The sequence below is a fragment of the Candidatus Cloacimonas acidaminovorans str. Evry genome (assembly GCF_000146065.2).
Lineage (GTDB): Bacteria > Cloacimonadota > Cloacimonadia > Cloacimonadales > Cloacimonadaceae > Cloacimonas > Cloacimonas acidaminivorans.
In genome coordinates this window covers 1,010,299-1,026,168 of record NC_020449.1, presented here as the reverse complement: position 1 = coordinate 1,026,168, position 15,870 = coordinate 1,010,299, and the positions used below count along the sequence as shown (strand labels likewise).

Below are 15,870 nucleotides of genomic sequence, written 5' to 3'. Positions count from 1 at the left end.
ATCTGGAATAGCAGAGAGCATAAAGCTGAAAATTTAGTTCCTCTGGAGTGTAAACGGAGGACGCTGCTCCTCTGCATTTTTTTACACCGAGAACACTGAAAACACAGAGAAAACCGAGATATTTTTTACAAAGAGAAAAAGAGGAAAAGAGAAAAATTGAGAATGTAGAATGTAAAATGAATTTAAAAGAGGTTGAGAAGGTTGAGAGGGTTGAGATGGTTGAGAGGGTTGAGATGGTTGAGATTCCATAAAAGCCCGGAGGGCGATACAAGGATAGCGATGGGTGCGTAAGCCCCTCGTTAAAACAAAAGCCCCGACTTTTTTCTTTTTTCCCTTACCTGGTTCTAAAAAAGCCCCAAAGGGCGACACAATGATGTAGAAGGTGGCGTAAGCCCCTCGTTAAAACAAAAGCCCAGATTATTTTCTCTTTTCCTCTTTTTCTCTTTGTGAAATTATCTCTTTTTCAATTTACAAAATAAAATCCGTTTTCTGTTCTTTTATCTGCAAAATCAGCGTAAGATTTGCGTAATCCGCGGGAAAAATACCTGCAGGAAAAACCTTGACAAAATCCTTCTTTCTTAATAAAAGGATTTTTAATATCCAATGCTGAAGTGGTGAAATTGGTAGACACGCTAGTTTCAGGGACTAGTGAGCAATGAGCTCATGGGGGTTCAAATCCCCCCTTCAGCACCATTTTTTTATTAACTACAGGTTTTTTTGCTTCTATCAATCCTTTTTTGCAGTCGTTATCAGGAAAATAATCATTGACTATCCCTGCCCTATTGTAATTATTGTTTTATTGTTCTTGATCAAGATACAAACCCTGTTCAGAAGGGTAAGAGCTCGGAAACTGCGTTAAAAAAAACAGAAATAACAAAGGAATTTATACAAATGGAAAGGAAAATTTTTATTCTGGATACAAATGTCCTGATTCACAATCCCCAAGCACTTTTTTCTTTTGAGGATAATAGAGTGGTCTTGCCTATTGTAGTAATAGAAGAAATTGACCAGTTTAAAAAAGGCGTGGACGAGAAAAGCCGTAACGCACGTCAAGTTGGACGTTATCTTGATGCTTTACGCAAAAAAGGAAAATTGCAGGAAGGTGTGCCCACAGAAAATGGAGGCACAATTCAAGTAACAGTGAATAAAGAAATAACCAACACCGCTTCGGAGCTGTTGTTTCTTGACCGAAATGACAATTTAATAATAAGTACTGCTTTGTATTTCAAGGAAAAATATCCTCAATCCATTGTTACTCTTGTTTCCAAAGATGTAAATGTGCGTGTTAAGGCAGATTGTGTAGGCATAAATGCAGAAAATTTTGAAACCGATACCATTAAATACGAGGAATTTTTTACCGGTTGGGAATTCCTTGATTTGGAACCGGAACAATACAGGGAACTGGAAGAAAAAGGGTATATAAACAATATTTTCGGTGATTTTTTTCCCAATCAGTTTGTGCGTGTTTCTGTTCCTGATAAGCCCGATCAATATAAGACCTTGCGTTATCATTATGGACGCAATCAACTCTATGTAATCAATCATTATACGGGACAGCAGGTTTTTGGCATTAAAGCCCGCAACTTTGAACAGGAAATGGCTCTGGATATTCTTTTGGATGACAGTATAAAGTTAGTAAGTTTATCCGGCAAGGCAGGAACAGGAAAAACACTTTTAGCTATGGCTGCCGGCTTGCAAAAGGTGGTGGAAGAAAAAAGATATTCACGCCTTGTAGTTTCACGTCCAATTTCTCCTTTGGGAAAAGACCTGGGATATTTACCCGGCACTAAAACCGAAAAATTCAATCCCTGGATGCAACCCATTTATGATAATATGGATATACTGCTCTCTTCGCTTACGGATAAAAGGCAGGAAAGTTCTTCCAGCAGAAAAAAAACCGATATTAATGATTTAATGGATTACGGTTTTCTGGAACTGGAACCGCTAACTTATATCCGGGGACGTAGTTTGCCCGATCAATTCTTTATTATTGATGAAGCCCAGAATTTGAGTCCGCATGAAATGAAAACCATTATTACTCGTGCCGGAGAAAACACCAAAGTTGTCCTTACAGGAGACCCCTATCAAATAGATATTCCCTATTTGGATTCCCAAAGTAACGGACTTTCCGTTTCAGTAGAAAAATTCAAAGGAGAAATTCTGGTAGGGCATATAACTTTAGATAAAGGTGAACGCAGTGCACTGGCAGATTTGGCTGCCAAGTATTTATAAACTATGTTACGAAGAAAGATTTTTGAGCGTAGTTGGGTGGAAATTGACCTTTCCGCTTTCAGAACCAATCTGAATATCCTGAAAAGCTTTCTGGAACCGCAACAACAATTTATGATGATTGTGAAAGCGGATGCTTATGGTCATGGAGCCAGGGAAATAAGTAAAATTGCCTGTGAGGAAGGAGCTGTCTATTTGGGAGTTGCCAATCCTGAAGAGGGTCGTTTATTACGACTGCAAGGTTGCCAGGCACCTGTTTTAATTCTCTCTCCTTGTTTAAAGAACGAAATTAATACCATTTTGGATAATGATCTGGCTGTTAATGTTTCTTCTCTGGATTTTGCCAGAGCGTTAAATAAAACCGCTAAGACAAAAAACAAACAGGCAGTTGTTCATCTGAAAGTTGATACTGGTATGCATCGCAGTGGAATTTTAGATAGCGAATTTATAGATTTTTTTAACAAAATAGCTAAAATGGACAACCTGCTGATTGAAGGTGTATTTACTCATTTTGCCTCTGCGGAAAACGATCCGGAATTCAGTAAACAACAGGAAGAACGATTCTGGAACATAATAGATAACCTGCCTTTTACTCCCACATATCTCCATATTGATAATTCCAATGCCCTGGTAAACGGTTTGGGAAAACACAGTAATTTAGTTCGTTTGGGAATTATGGCTTATGGAATTCAAGTTCCCGGGAATAAGGACATCGCTTTGCAACCTGTTATGACATTCAAAACAATACTTTCGCAAATAAAACATATTGCTAAAGGTGAATCGGTGGGATACAATCGTTCCTGGACAGCAAAAAAGGACTGTTTATATGGAATTCTACCAATCGGCTATGCTGATGGCTACGATTTTATGCTTTCCAATTGTGGCGTTGTTTTTCTGGATAATAAGATTTGCAATGTTATAGGTCGCATCTCAATGGATATGATTTGTGTGGATTTGAGCCCGATAGAACATCCTGCCATTGGCGATGTAGCTATTCTTTTGGGGGGTTCAGCTTTAGAAACAAGAGCAGAAAATTTAGTATCCAAGTATGGAGGTAATTCTTATGAACTGCTCTGTCAGGTAGGACGTAGAGCTAAAAGATACTATTTTCAAAACGGGAAAATGATTTATAGCACTCCTCTTTCCCGGCGTGATTTCGTTCCTGATGATTTTTCGGATAGCAAATTGAATCAAATAATTGAATCAGCAATTGCTCAACGCTTACAGAGCATTGAAATAGGAGAGCTCATTTATCGCGAAATGCTGAGGGATTTCTTTTATTATAAGGATAAAGATATTCACTATAGGCATAACTTCCAACATCAGGTTATTTTTTCCCATTCATTAAATGCCGGATATTTTAACGCTACAACTACCCTCAATTTTGATAAAGTGCTTAGTAATGACTATTTCCTGGTTGCCTGTGCCTCTTCCGATGAAGTTCTGCGTCGCTATTTTAAAAGGAGCGATGTAGAATACCGTTGGCTGATGGATGATAGCTTTGAACTGGATAGCAAAAACTTTATCGTTTGTTTGGCAAAAGTAGATGATCTTATTTTGCAAACCACTTTACATTACATAAATGGCTGTTTGGAAATTAGATGTTCCCATCCCGAATTGAAGAAAAAAATAGGAAAGAGAGTTCATTTCACCATCAATACTCTTACTTTATATCCTTGTTCTTCGCATCAATTTAGTGTTTTTATTACGGAACTTACTCGCGGGGTGGATATTTCCTTCCGGTTTCCGCTGACTATAAATACTGTGGACTGTGTACCTTTTTTCTCCGGTCAGGATAAAGACCCTATCATTCAAAGAAACAACGGAGAAATAAGAGTTTCCAGTAAACCAGAGGAATGGATATTTCCCATCAGTGGAGTTGTTTTTGCCTATTGAAAACAAAAAAATGTTTGACATATTTCCCTCCCCAGAATAGTGGTTTACCCAAGTTAATTTCTATATTGTTGTAGTTGTTAGCTAAGGTGACTTGCTTATGAAGAGATTAAATTTACTATATATCACATTGATTTTGTGTGTGCCACTGATTGCAGGTAGCTTTAACTGGTATTCACAGAATGATGAACGATGGAAATCAGAACAATTGGGTTCAGGAAAAAGATCAATAGGTAGCAGCGGCTGTGTACTAAGCTGCCTTTCTATGCTTTTAAACGCTGAAGCAAGCAATGAATATATGACCCCTGACCGTTTAAATGAATGGCTGAAAAAAAATGGTGGCTATTCCGGAAGTAATATGCGATGGCAAATTCCCGGGGAAATTGACGGCAGCGGATTAGGACTGGAGCTTGTTGCCCAAAGCATTGTTAGAAATGATTGGGATTTTCTTTCCAATGAATTGGAGAAAGGAAACAAAGTTATCGTAAAAGTTACAGGCAGAAGAAGCCATTGGGTTCTGGTAATTAAGCAGAACGGTCCTAAAAATAAGCCCTCTTCCTATATTATCAATGACCCCGGAATGAAAGAATACGAAGAAAGAACCCTTGCCTATTTTGGCGGGTTTAAGTCCGCTCGTTCCTATTCCGGAAACTGGTTGGATGAACAAGCATTTGATTTGGATAGTGAAATTAATGTAGTTCCTGTTTCTCAGGATGAACTTTTTCTTTATGATGTTGCCAAATTGCCTCATCCTGCCGATGTTTATGTTACTTTGCATAACAATTTACCAGTAGAAATTTCCGGCTATTTTATCCTCGGGCTCTTTGATGAAGAAGGAAACTATCTGCGCACTGTGGACTATGAATATGCAACCGTTGAAGCCAGCGGTAATTATGATTTACTCTATGAACTTCCGGATGTTAAACCTTTGAATGAAGAACATCAAGACCTGAAGATTATTTATAGTAAATACTTCTCAAATATGCCTTCCCTAACTGAATCCATTGAACTCATCAATAAAGGCATTAGAAACTATACCAATACTACCAATTAAACCCAAATAATACAGTAAAAATAATGGTTATTATCATTTCCCTCATTTTAACCATATTGTAGTAAAAATTCCGTAGAAACGACAGATACTAACAACGGGTTTTGACCCAGCGAAAAAATATAGCTACTAAAGAGAAAAAGTTCCTTTTATCAAACCAAATCAAAGTTTTTTATCAAATAGTTATAATGTTTCCACTAAGGTGTTTGCATCTTCTCCTTATTTTAGTTTTTATTTAATTATTCCCATTAGGAAACAAATTATAATATCCATAGATTTTTGTCATAATTTGACAGATTATTGTTACTTTCCTTTCACGAAGGGCTTGTACAAGCATCTACATCATTGTGTCACCCTTCGGACTTTTGGCTGAGGGCAGAAAGTGAGGGGTAAAAGGAAATAGAGAGAAATGTTGGGGCTTTCATTTTACGAGGGGCTTACGCCACCATCGCTATCCTTGTATCGCCCTTTGGGGCTTTTAATGAAAAAGAAAGGTAAAAAGAATAGAAATTCGGGGTTTTTTATCTAACGAGGGGCTTACGCACACTTCGCTATAGTTGTATCGCCCTTCGGGCTTTTATGGAATCTCAACCTTCTAAACCATCTCAACCCTCTTAACCCCCTAAACCATCTCAACCTTCTAAACCCTCTCAACCTTCTCAACCCTCTCAACCTCTTATAAATTCATTCTTCATTCCTTCTCTTTGTAAAAAAATCCTAAAAATCCCTTTCATCCTGTTCATCCCCGACCTATTATTAATCAAAATCTGTGAAATCAGTGGAATCTGTGAGAGGTTATAAAAAAGGACTTGACGAAATAACCAATATGGAAAAAAATCAACACAACTTAGTATTAGAATTTGAGGAGGTTTGATGAGCAACTATTTTATGGAGACCCATCATCATGAATGGATTCTAACTAACCGTAGAGGCGGTTATGCTTTAGGAACAGGAAATTTGATTAACCAGCGTAAATATCACGGTTTACTGGTTAGCAGCGACAGTAAATTCAATCGCCTTCATTTGGTGGCTGGTATTGAAGAAAAAGTTGAATGGCGAGGAGAATTTTTTCACCTGGACAGCAATAATTACAGCAATTGTATATATCCTGAGGGTTTTCTGCATTTAGTAAAACCTTGGTTGCGTCCCTATCCGATATTTTTGTATTCAGCTCTTCCCCATCAGAACGATATTTTGATTCTGAAAGAGATAATGATGGATGAATCCACCAATACAACTTTGGTGAAATATACCAATTTGGGTCATCATCTTTTGCATTTTGAGCTTCATCCTAAGTTTACGATGATTCCTCATCATGAGCTCAATAAACCTGGCACTTTGGATTTCTTGAATTTTATTACAGAAATTGAAACTCCGGATAAATTCACTCGTTTTAGTGTTCAGAGGCAGGATAATAATATAAAACTTTATGGTGCTTTGCTTTCAGGTGAAGTTATTCCCAATCGCTATGTTTATTATAATGTTTTTTATCCCTGGGAAGTGATGAGTGGTTATGAAGGCATTGGTGATCAGATAACTCTTTTTCAGCTTGGTTTTGATTTGAGGGTGGGACAAAGCAACTATCTTCTTTTCAGTGATACGGCAATTGAAGATGCCAAAACTCTCATTGAAAGGATTGAAAATCGTTATGCAGACCTTCCCAAGCCGTTGGATTATCCTTATGCTCCCGATAAAAATGATACCCTTTTGAATACCTTGGATTATAACGATAATATTATTTTCCCGTATGACAATTATCTTAAAATCCTGGAATTTGCCCTGAAGGATTTTTTAGCCAATGACGATATTGTAGCCGGCTTTCCTTTTTACGGTGCTTGGGGAAGAGATACAATGGTTGTGGTAAATGCTCTCTTACATTGTCCCAATCAACTGGAAACAGTGGAAAAAATCCTTAATAAATATCGTAGCTACCTTAAAAATGGTCTGATTCCTAATATGATTGCAGAATCCGGCAGGGAAACAAATTATGATAGTGTAGATTCTACTTTATGGTATATCATCCTGCTGTGGAAATTGGGTAAACGCAAGCAAACGGTTAAATACTGGAAAGATGTTATTGCCTTAACGGAAGAAATCATAACCGGCATTTTGCATAATGAATTCCATCCCTTTAGTGTGCGTTACGATGGTTTAATTGAATTGCATCCCGATTTTGCTCATGGCACATGGATGGATGTGCGGATAGATGGAAAAGCGATAACTCCTCGTAATGGAGCTCCAGTAGAAATTAATGCCCTCTGGTATAACGCTTTATGTTCTTATGAAGCTATGTGCCTTGCCTATTGTCAGAAATCCCGAAAAAAATATCAGGCAAAAGAAGAATTCGTCCAGTTGAAAGAGCTGGTAAAACAATCCCTGCAAAAGTTCTATCAAGATGGCTATCTGGCAGATAGAATTGTAGGTGAAGAGCTTATAATGGAAATTCGTCCCAATGCAATTATTGCTCTTGCCTTGCCCTGGCAGGCATTTTCTCAGGAAATTCTACAACAGGTTCTGGAACGCAGTTTTAAAGAGCTATATACCAACTATGGAATCCGCACCTTGAGTCCAAATGATATCCGTTTTCATAAAAAATATTATGGAACACAGAAAGAAAGAGACCTTGCTTATCATAATGGCAGTGTTTGGGCTTGGCTGTTAGGTCCTTTTTGCGGATTGTATGAAAGGGCTTATAAAGGTATAAAGACCAAAGAAGAAATAATTGAAGCCCTCACTTCCTTTATTTCCACTTTTCGCAACAGTTTTATGAAAGGACATATTGCATCCATTGCTGAAATCTGGGATGGAGATGCTCCCCATTTTCCTAAAGGAGCACCGGCTCAGGCATGGAGTGTAGCTGCCTTATACAATATTGAAAATTACATTCTTTTTCTGCAGGAGGGTAAATGAAAATTCTAATGTTCACCTGGGAATTTCCACCTCTGATTTCCGGGGGTTTAGGTATGGCATGTTATGGAATGGTGAAAGCTCTGCTTAGTCAAGGAATAAAAGTAGACCTCATTTTACCAACCAAAGAACTGGTTTATTTTCCCTTAAGGGAAGAAAGTGATGCCGATACCCTTCCTGCCGTGTTTATTGAACCGGAAAAACAAAAGGAATATACACAGCGGACTTTTTCTACTTTGCACGAACGCCTGGAATATATCGGAGCCAGCACGCATCCGGAAAGTTATTTTAACTTGAGTGAAATTAAGGACTATGTAACTTCCATTAAAAAAATATCCTGGCTTACTGAAACTGTTACCACCGAAGAACATAACATCTGGAAAGAAATGACTGCTCATCTCATTGGTGAAGAAGATTTAATTCGGAAAGTGCAGGAATATACATTGAGAGCAAGTCGTTTTGCCGAAATTTTGGATTATGACCTGATTCATGCGCATGACTGGCTTACTTACCCCAGCGGAATTTTAGCCAAACAGATTTCCCGTAAGCCATTGATTGTGCATATTCATGCCACGGAATTTGATAGAGCAGGTGGTCCTGGAGATGAAAGAATTCATAAAATTGAACATCTCGGAATGAACTATGCCGATAAAGTAATTGCCGTTTCTCAATATACAGCTCAGATGATTATGAGTCGCTATCGGATAGATACCGGTAAAATCCGCATAATTCATAATGCTTTTACCGTTTCGGAAACTACTCTTCACAACAAGAAACGCATTTTCAAGGGTCCTACTATTCTTTATTTAGGAAGAATAACTTTACAAAAAGGTCCTGATTATTATCTGGATATGGCAGATAAGGTTCTGAAAGTTCATCCCGAAGCAAGATTTATCCTTGCTGGAACAGGAGATATGCAGCGTCAGATTTTGCGTCGTTCTGCCGCCTTACGCCTGAAAAACCGTTTTCTCTTCACCGGTTTTTTGGATCGTAAACAAGTTGAACGAATTTTGCAGGCAGCTGATATTTATGTTTTACCCTCTGTTTCCGAACCCTTTGGTATTTCACCTCTGGAAGCAATGGCTTATGGAATAACGGCTATAATTTCCAAACAATCCGGAGTTGCTGAAGTTGTGCATAATGCCTTTAAGATTGACTATTGGGATATAGACCTTTGGGCTGAAACCATCAATCATTTAATAGAAAATCCTGAAGAATGCGCTAAAATAGGAATGGAAGGCAGAAAAGAAGTCCAAAAAATAGAGTGGGATGAAGCCGCAGATAAAATCCGTCAGCTCTATGCCGAAACGCTTTCTGAGTATAGCAAGCGAATGGAATTATAAGGAGACAGCGATGTTAAATATTGTATTCTACTTTCAGGTGCATCAACCCTATCGTCTAAATCATTTTAATGTGCTTGATATCGCTCATAATGCCAAGATTTTCAATGATAAGCTAAATGGCGATATAATGCGTAAGGTAGCAAATAAATGTTATTTACCAACTAACCAGTTGCTTCTGGAGCTTATTGAAAAATATGAAGGCAGGTTTAAGGTTGCTTTTTCTATTTCGGGCACTGCTTTGGAACAATTCAAACTCTATTCTCCTGAAACCCTTGATTCCTTCAAGCGTTTAGTGGATACCGGTTGTGTAGAATTATTAGGTGAGACCTATTATCATTCTTTGGCTTTTCTTTTTGATACCAATGAATTTCTTGATCAAGTTTATCTCCATCGGGACTTGATGCAAACGGAATTTGGTTATTATACAACCACTTTTCGTAATACGGAATTAATCTATCAAGACCGTTTATCCGATATTATTTTTGAAATTGAAGGATTCAAGACCATTCTTACCGAAGGTGTGGATAGAATTCTCCAGTGGCGCAGTCCTTTGTATGCCTATAAGAATTATTCCAAGAATATGAATTTGTTACTGAAGTATTATCAATTGGCGGATGATATTGCTTTCCGTTTTTCCAATCGGGATTGGCCTGAATATCCTTTAACCGTTGATAAATTCGTGCATTGGATAGACCAGCTCACCTTAGCGGAAAAAGGCGGAAAAAACCTGTTTCTGAACCTTTTTATGGACTATGAAACCTTCGGAGAACACCAATGGGCTTCCACCGGTATTTTTGATTTCATGCGTCATTTCCCCGATGCCGTTTTAGAAAGAGAACATTTGGGTTTTGCCAATCCTAAAGATGTTTCTCATCTGGCTAATTATCAACAGGAATCGCTTTCTTTTCCGGAACCGGTTTCCTGGGCTGATGAACAAAGGGATATTTCTGCCTGGCTGGGAAACGAAATGCAACAAAATGCCAGTGAGACCTTGTATGAATTGCTGAATAGGATTAAGGAAAAAGGAGATGAAGAGTTGCTTAGAACTGCTCGTATGCTTAGCACTTCAGACCATTTTTACTATATGTGTTCCAAATATTTTCAGGATGGAGATGTGCATAAATACTTCTCTCCTTACGATTCACCGGATCAGGCATATATCTATTATATTAATGCTCTGGCAGAACTGGAAGAGCTTCTTTTAAGGTAATGAAATATGAAAGGTAAAATTTTGATTCTGGAAGATGACATAGTTCTTTCCGAACAAATTGCCAATGTGGTTAAGCACTATAACTATGAAGTTATGCAAACTGTTAATAGCGATCAGTTTTTTGAGGTCTTACGCCAATTTCAACCGGATGTGATTCTGCTTGATGTTTTTTTAGTTGGCTCCAAACTGAATGGTATTCAGGTTTTGCAACACTTAAAAAACGATATGGATTTGAATTATAAAGTGATAGTTATTTCGGGAGAGGTCACTTCTTCTCAAATAAATGAAATCCGCACTTTGGGTGCCTATCATTTTATTGAAAAGGGTTCTGCCTTTTCCATCAATCAATTGCTGTTGCATATTGAAAATGCCATCACTCTAAAAAGACAGGAAGAAGAACATATTGGCTTGCAGATAGAATATATCAACCTCAAAAAACAGTTTACCAGAAGTTTTCCCTTTATCGGTGAAAGTAATGCTATTAAAAAAGTTAGGGAACAAATTATCCGTCTTGCCTCTGTGGATGAAGATATTTTCCTCATCGGCGAAACGGGAACAGGCAAAGAAGTAGCTGCAAATTATTACTACATATATTCTCCCCGTTTTGGCAAACCCTTTCATACCGTAAATTGCAGTGCTTTATCCGAAACCCTTATAGAATCAGAACTTTTTGGTCACATAAAAGGTTCTTTCACCAGCGCCGATCGCGATAAAACCGGCTTTTTTGAAGAATGTTCCAATGGCATTCTCTTTTTAGACGAAGTAACCAATCTTTCCTTAATGTCTCAATCTAAAATCCTGCGCGCTATTGAAAACAAAGAAATACAGGTTGTAGGTGGAAACTTGAAAAAGGTTGATACTCGCCTTATTTTTGCTTCTAATGCGGGCTTGGAAAAACTCTCCGATGAAAGTATTTTCCGCAAAGACCTGTTTTATCGCATTGAAGGTAACATTGTTGAGCTTCCACCTTTACGGGAACGAGATGATGACATTCTGCTTCTTATTTGTTATTTCCTCACCAGTTTTTCTTCTCAATACAGCGTTATTGACCGTTTAGACCTACCTGCTCTGAAAGATGATTTACTTAACTATTCTTGGCCTGGAAATGTAAGAGAACTGCGTAATTTTTGCAAGTTCATTATGATTAATGAACAGAAAATAAATAATAATGTTATTAAAAAACACCTTCAGCAGAAAATAAACCAATTCCGCTTTTCTAAAAACTATAGCAGCGAAAAATATACCAAAATTCATAATCTCAAAGATAGTGTCGCTTCTTTTGAACGGGATTATCTTTTGTATTATTTATCCTTGAACAATTGGAGGATTTCCCAAACTGCAGAAGCAATAGGACTTGAACGCACCACTTTGTATAAAAAAATCAAATCTCTCGGAATTAATCATCTAAAGATGGAGGACTAAAAGTGCTGCAGGAAAATCTGGGCTTAAAAATCCTCTCCCTATTAATAGCTGTTTTTGTTTGGTTGCAGTCCTTGTTGATTTCAGAACAGAAAAGCGTAGTTAATTTACCTGTAGCCCTAAGTTCCATTCCTAAAAACATTACTTTAGATAATGTTCCCAATCACATACCTTTCCAGGTGCGTGGAAGGGGCTTGGAAATTATCAAACTAAAATTTTCCCGCACCAAGGTCTTGCTTGATGCCAGCAAAATTAAACCCGGTTCTGATATTCTTTCTGTAAGCGATTATACTATTGACCTGCCGGAAAATATTCAGGTAGAAATTTTAGGTCCTGTAGAGAAAAGGGAAATTTCGGTTTATGCTGATGTTTTCCATCAGAAAAAAGTGCCGATAGAACTTTCTTTCGCCGATTCTTATACCCGTGAGCATTTTACTGCCCTAAATTATACTATTATTCCTGAACAAATTACCATCTCCGGTCCTAAAAGCAAGGTTCAACAAATTGACCGCGTTACTACCGAACCTGTTTCCCGCGAAATGCTTGAACAGCGTGAAGTTACCTTAAAAATAAGCCCTTTGGGAAGTGAGGTCTCCTCTTCTGAAAAACAGGTTAAAATTTATCTCTCTACTTCCTATATTACCACCAAAATTTATCATAATCTACCTCTTACCTTGCCACCTGGAAAAAGCTCTATACCTTCATCCGTAACTGTAAAACTCTCCGGCAATTCTGATATTTTACAAGACCTGAAGCCAACAGAACTCAAAGTTAGTATTGCTTCCCAACCTGATGAACAGGGTTTTTATCCTGTCCTTGTAGAACTACCCGATACAGTAAAATTGATTGCTGTTACACCTCAAAAGGTGCGCCTGAAATAAATGCCTGTTCAATATATTTTGGCTTTTGAGTCCTCCTGTGATGATACCTCTGTAGCCATTGTGGATACGGATTATAATGTAATTGTAAACCTTATTTCCAGTCAACCGGAACATCTGGAATTTGGAGGTATTTTACCCGAACTGGCTTCCCGCTTGCATTTAAAGAACATAGTTACCTTAACCAAGGCGGCTCTTAATGCTTCTAAGCTTAACTTACAAGATATCAGTGCAATAGCTGTTTCAATCAATCCCGGTTTAATTGGCTCGTTAATTGTCGGTCTGGCTTTTGCCAAAGGACTTGCCTGGAGCTTGTCTTTACCTTTAATAACGGTTAATCATATCTTGTCACATATTTTTGCCAATTTTATTGAACATAAAGCTGTTGAACCGCCTTTTTTAGCCCTCGTTGTTTCCGGAGGGCATACAGAACTTGTCCATTTTGATACCTTAACCACTTTTACCGTAGTAGGAAAAACCCTGGATGATGCTGCCGGAGAAAGTTTTGATAAAGCTGCAAAACTTCTTGGTTTGGGCTTTCCCGGTGGTCCTGCAATTGATGAATTAGCCCAAAAAGGCAACCCCAATTTTATTAAGTTTCCTCGTGCCTTACCCCAAAAAAATAACTTCAATTTCAGTTACAGTGGACTAAAAACCGCTATTCGCACCTGGCTTGTAAATCAGAATCCAGAAACGCTTCAAGCTGAACTTCCCGATATCGCTGCTTCCGTTCAGCAAGCAATAATTGACCCCTTAGTGCATAAAACAGTGCTTTGGGCAAGACAGCATAAAATACCCTATATTCTTTTGGCAGGGGGAGTTGCAGCTAATTCTGCTTTACGCCAACAGCTAACTACAACCTCAGCAAAATATGGAATCAAAGTTTTCTATCCTTCAAACGCTCTTTGTATGGATAATGCGGCTATGGTTGGAGCAGCAGCAATTCCTAAATTTTTAACAAAAAATTATGCCCCTCTTTCCATAAATGTCTCCTCCCTCAAGGGAACACGCCAAGTATAAAAATACCGTTCACGGAAATGAAAAATGGGGAGGTTTTGACTCGCAATTTTCACCAGTGAGAAAGTTTTGACTCACAATTTTCACCGGAGAGGAAGTTTTGACTCACAATTTTCACAGGTGAGAAAGTTTTGACTTACAATTTTGCCACTGCCCTCACAGAAACAACAATCATCAATTTATCCACACTTACAACTATATTTCAACTGGTCTCATCATTTCAAAATTGTGAGTTAAAACAAGAATCCTGCGCACTTGCAACCGCGCTACAAATGGTTTACTGCTTGTTTTGACTTACAATTTTCACTTGCCTTCACGGAAAGAACAACCCACAATTTATCTACACTTACAACTACATTTCAACTGGTCTCCTCATTTCAAAATTGTGGGTTAAAACAAGAACTGCATACTTGCAACCGCGCTACAAATGGTTTACTGCTTGTTTTGACTTACAATTTTCACCTGCTCTCCCAATTATCACCACTTCTCTTGCTTCTACACTTCCAACCGCGCTACAAATGGTTTACCAATCTAAAAATTGTGGGTTAAAACAAGAACCCTGCACACTTGCAACCGAGCTATCTCCTCCCCTCAATGCTAACGGTAACGAAGGAATATAGATTTTACGATGAAGGAACTTGCTATTTCTTTTTTCGCATTCTGGGGTTGTTCTTCGTTACCGTGTAATTTGTGGATTAGTTGTAATGCGGTTGGAAGGGAGCGGGCTTTCTGTTTTAGCTCACAATTTTTTAATTCGAAACCTGCAAAAACTCGGTTGTAGGTGTAATAGTTAGTGGATTGTGTATTCATTGAAGGCGGGTGAAAATTGTAAGCCAAAACTTCCCAGGGGTACTTCGCAAATTTTACGAGGGGCTTATGCCACCTTCTACATCATTGTGTCGCCCTCAGGGGCTTTTTTTACAAGGTAAGGGAAAAAAGAAAAAAATCGGGGCTTTCATTTCTACGAGGGGCTTACGCCACCATCGCTATCCTTGTGTCGCCCTACGGGCTTTTATGGAAGCTCAACCTTCTCAACCCTCTAAACCTTATAAACCAGATAAACCTTCTCAACCAGATAAACCTTCTCAACCCTCTCAACCCTCTCACTATTTCTCTTTGTAACAAATGGAGCTAAATGGGGGACTTGAACCCCCGACCTACTGATTACGAATCAGTTGCTCTGCCAGCTGAGCTAATTTAGCCCTTAATAATTTTAAAAATTGATTGTTCTGCGGGAGAATCAATAAAATATCCCTCAGTTATGCGGATATCATCCTTTTCTTTAATCGTGCATTGAGTTCCGAGTTCCATTGTATAATAGGTTGAACTAATCAAGCGTGCATAGACCTTACACGGACCTGTAAGATTTCGTGGATACCAATTTTGAGCCGAAGAGAAAGTAACATAGCCACGAATATCGGATTCTTTCACCCATTCCGGAATAGGAATAGAATAGCGTAAAGTGAATTTTATTTTGCCTTCGTAGTTTGGCAGATAAAAACTGAAACAATTCAAGTTACTTTCTTCATTCAGCATTTCCGGATAGGGAAACACAGGATTAAAATGTTCCGGAACGAGTTTAGTAGAATAAACAGGAGGAACAAACTTATCATTAATCAGAAAATACTCAATTCTGGCATCCTTAGTTAAAAATAAACTATGATACACTGCGTCAGGAAGAGAATCCTTTTCCACAGAAAAATCCGCCGTAATATAAACTCTTTGCATAGGAGCATAGACACGTAGTTCAAGATTAATTTCTTTAGGATTTAGTAAGGCAAAATTTATCTTTGGCGTGTCTGCTTCTTCAGCCATAAGGCAAAAAGCCAGCACCAGGAGAACTAAGGTTAAAAGAAATTTACGCACTTTTCAGCTCCTTAATTTTGTTTTATTATTTAACCCTTTATTATTAGAGGTAAATTT

Annotated in this window: 11 protein-coding genes and 2 tRNA genes; 11 read left to right on the top strand and 2 right to left on the bottom strand. The window is 38.1% G+C overall.

Annotated features, from left to right (window positions below; genetic code table 11):
* Nucleotides 1–605 precede the first annotated feature (605 nt).
* The 11 genes from CLOAM_RS04195 (at nt 606) to CLOAM_RS09645 (ending at nt 15,069) form a co-directional block, all read left to right on the top strand.
* Nucleotides 606–693 (top strand) — tRNA-Leu (locus tag CLOAM_RS04195).
* A gap of 198 nt (nt 694–891) precedes the next feature.
* A complete protein-coding gene (locus tag CLOAM_RS04190) occupies nt 892–2,232 on the top strand; it encodes a PhoH family protein (protein WP_015424616.1) in 1,341 nt (446 codons plus the stop codon).
* 3 nt (nt 2,233–2,235) lie between these two features.
* Nucleotides 2,236–4,125: an alanine racemase gene (gene alr / locus CLOAM_RS04185; protein WP_015424615.1), complete on the top strand. Its 1,890-nt coding sequence runs from the start codon at nt 2,236–2,238 to the stop codon at nt 4,123–4,125.
* 97 nt (nt 4,126–4,222) lie between these two features.
* A complete protein-coding gene (locus CLOAM_RS04180) occupies nt 4,223–5,176 on the top strand; it encodes a C39 family peptidase (RefSeq protein ID WP_071818967.1) in 954 nt (317 codons plus the stop codon).
* A gap of 870 nt (nt 5,177–6,046) precedes the next feature.
* Nucleotides 6,047–8,083: an amylo-alpha-1,6-glucosidase gene (locus tag CLOAM_RS04175; RefSeq protein ID WP_044278920.1), complete on the top strand. Its 2,037-nt coding sequence runs from the start codon at nt 6,047–6,049 to the stop codon at nt 8,081–8,083.
* The gene (locus CLOAM_RS04170) at nt 8,080–9,423 is read left to right on the top strand and encodes a glycosyltransferase family 4 protein (RefSeq protein WP_015424611.1); all 1,344 of its coding nucleotides are present in this window, start codon (nt 8,080–8,082) and stop codon (nt 9,421–9,423) included. Before CLOAM_RS04175 ends, CLOAM_RS04170 begins: the two co-directional genes overlap by 4 nt.
* A 10-nt stretch (nt 9,424–9,433) precedes the next feature.
* The gene (locus tag CLOAM_RS04165) at nt 9,434–10,633 is read left to right on the top strand and encodes a glycoside hydrolase family 57 protein (protein WP_044278919.1); all 1,200 of its coding nucleotides are present in this window, start codon (nt 9,434–9,436) and stop codon (nt 10,631–10,633) included.
* 6 nt (nt 10,634–10,639) lie between these two features.
* Nucleotides 10,640–12,055, top strand: a complete 1,416-nt coding sequence (locus CLOAM_RS04160) for a sigma-54-dependent transcriptional regulator (protein WP_015424609.1) — start codon at nt 10,640–10,642, stop codon at nt 12,053–12,055.
* Nucleotides 12,056–12,057: 2 nt separating this feature from the next.
* Entirely contained in the window at nt 12,058–12,933 is an 876-nt protein-coding gene (locus tag CLOAM_RS04155) for a CdaR family protein (RefSeq protein WP_015424608.1), read from the top strand.
* The gene (gene tsaD / locus CLOAM_RS04150; protein WP_015424607.1) at nt 12,934–13,950 is read left to right on the top strand and encodes a tRNA (adenosine(37)-N6)-threonylcarbamoyltransferase complex transferase subunit TsaD; all 1,017 of its coding nucleotides are present in this window, start codon (nt 12,934–12,936) and stop codon (nt 13,948–13,950) included.
* Between the two features lie 873 nt (nt 13,951–14,823).
* Nucleotides 14,824–15,069: a hypothetical protein gene (locus CLOAM_RS09645; RefSeq protein WP_157860002.1), complete on the top strand. Its 246-nt coding sequence runs from the start codon at nt 14,824–14,826 to the stop codon at nt 15,067–15,069.
* 4 nt (nt 15,070–15,073) lie between these two features.
* On the opposite strand, the gene CLOAM_RS04145 is transcribed toward CLOAM_RS09645, so the two are convergent.
* A tRNA-Thr gene (locus CLOAM_RS04145) sits at nt 15,074–15,149 on the bottom strand.
* Nucleotides 15,145–15,813 carry a hypothetical protein gene (locus CLOAM_RS04140; protein ID WP_044278918.1) on the bottom strand — a complete coding sequence of 223 codons (669 nt, stop codon included), beginning with the start codon at nt 15,811–15,813 and terminating at the stop codon, nt 15,145–15,147. The genes CLOAM_RS04145 and CLOAM_RS04140 overlap by 5 nt, the downstream gene beginning before the upstream one ends.
* Nucleotides 15,814–15,870: the final 57 nt, after the last annotated feature.

Bases quoted from the DNA above. Each gene is read 5' to 3' on its own strand.
- CLOAM_RS04190 (WP_015424616.1), top strand. From the start codon at position 892: ATGGAAAGGAAAATTTTTATTCTGGATACAAATGTCCTGATTCACAAT.
- alr (WP_015424615.1), top strand. From the start codon at position 2,236: ATGTTACGAAGAAAGATTTTTGAGCGTAGTTGGGTGGAAATTGACCTT.
- CLOAM_RS04180 (WP_071818967.1), top strand. From the start codon at position 4,223: ATGAAGAGATTAAATTTACTATATATCACATTGATTTTGTGTGTGCCA.
- CLOAM_RS04175 (WP_044278920.1), top strand. From the start codon at position 6,047: ATGAGCAACTATTTTATGGAGACCCATCATCATGAATGGATTCTAACT.
- CLOAM_RS04170 (WP_015424611.1), top strand. From the start codon at position 8,080: ATGAAAATTCTAATGTTCACCTGGGAATTTCCACCTCTGATTTCCGGG.
- CLOAM_RS04165 (WP_044278919.1), top strand. From the start codon at position 9,434: ATGTTAAATATTGTATTCTACTTTCAGGTGCATCAACCCTATCGTCTA.
- CLOAM_RS04160 (WP_015424609.1), top strand. From the start codon at position 10,640: ATGAAAGGTAAAATTTTGATTCTGGAAGATGACATAGTTCTTTCCGAA.
- tsaD (WP_015424607.1), top strand. From the start codon at position 12,934: ATGCCTGTTCAATATATTTTGGCTTTTGAGTCCTCCTGTGATGATACC.
- CLOAM_RS09645 (WP_157860002.1), top strand. From the start codon at position 14,824: ATGCCACCTTCTACATCATTGTGTCGCCCTCAGGGGCTTTTTTTACAA.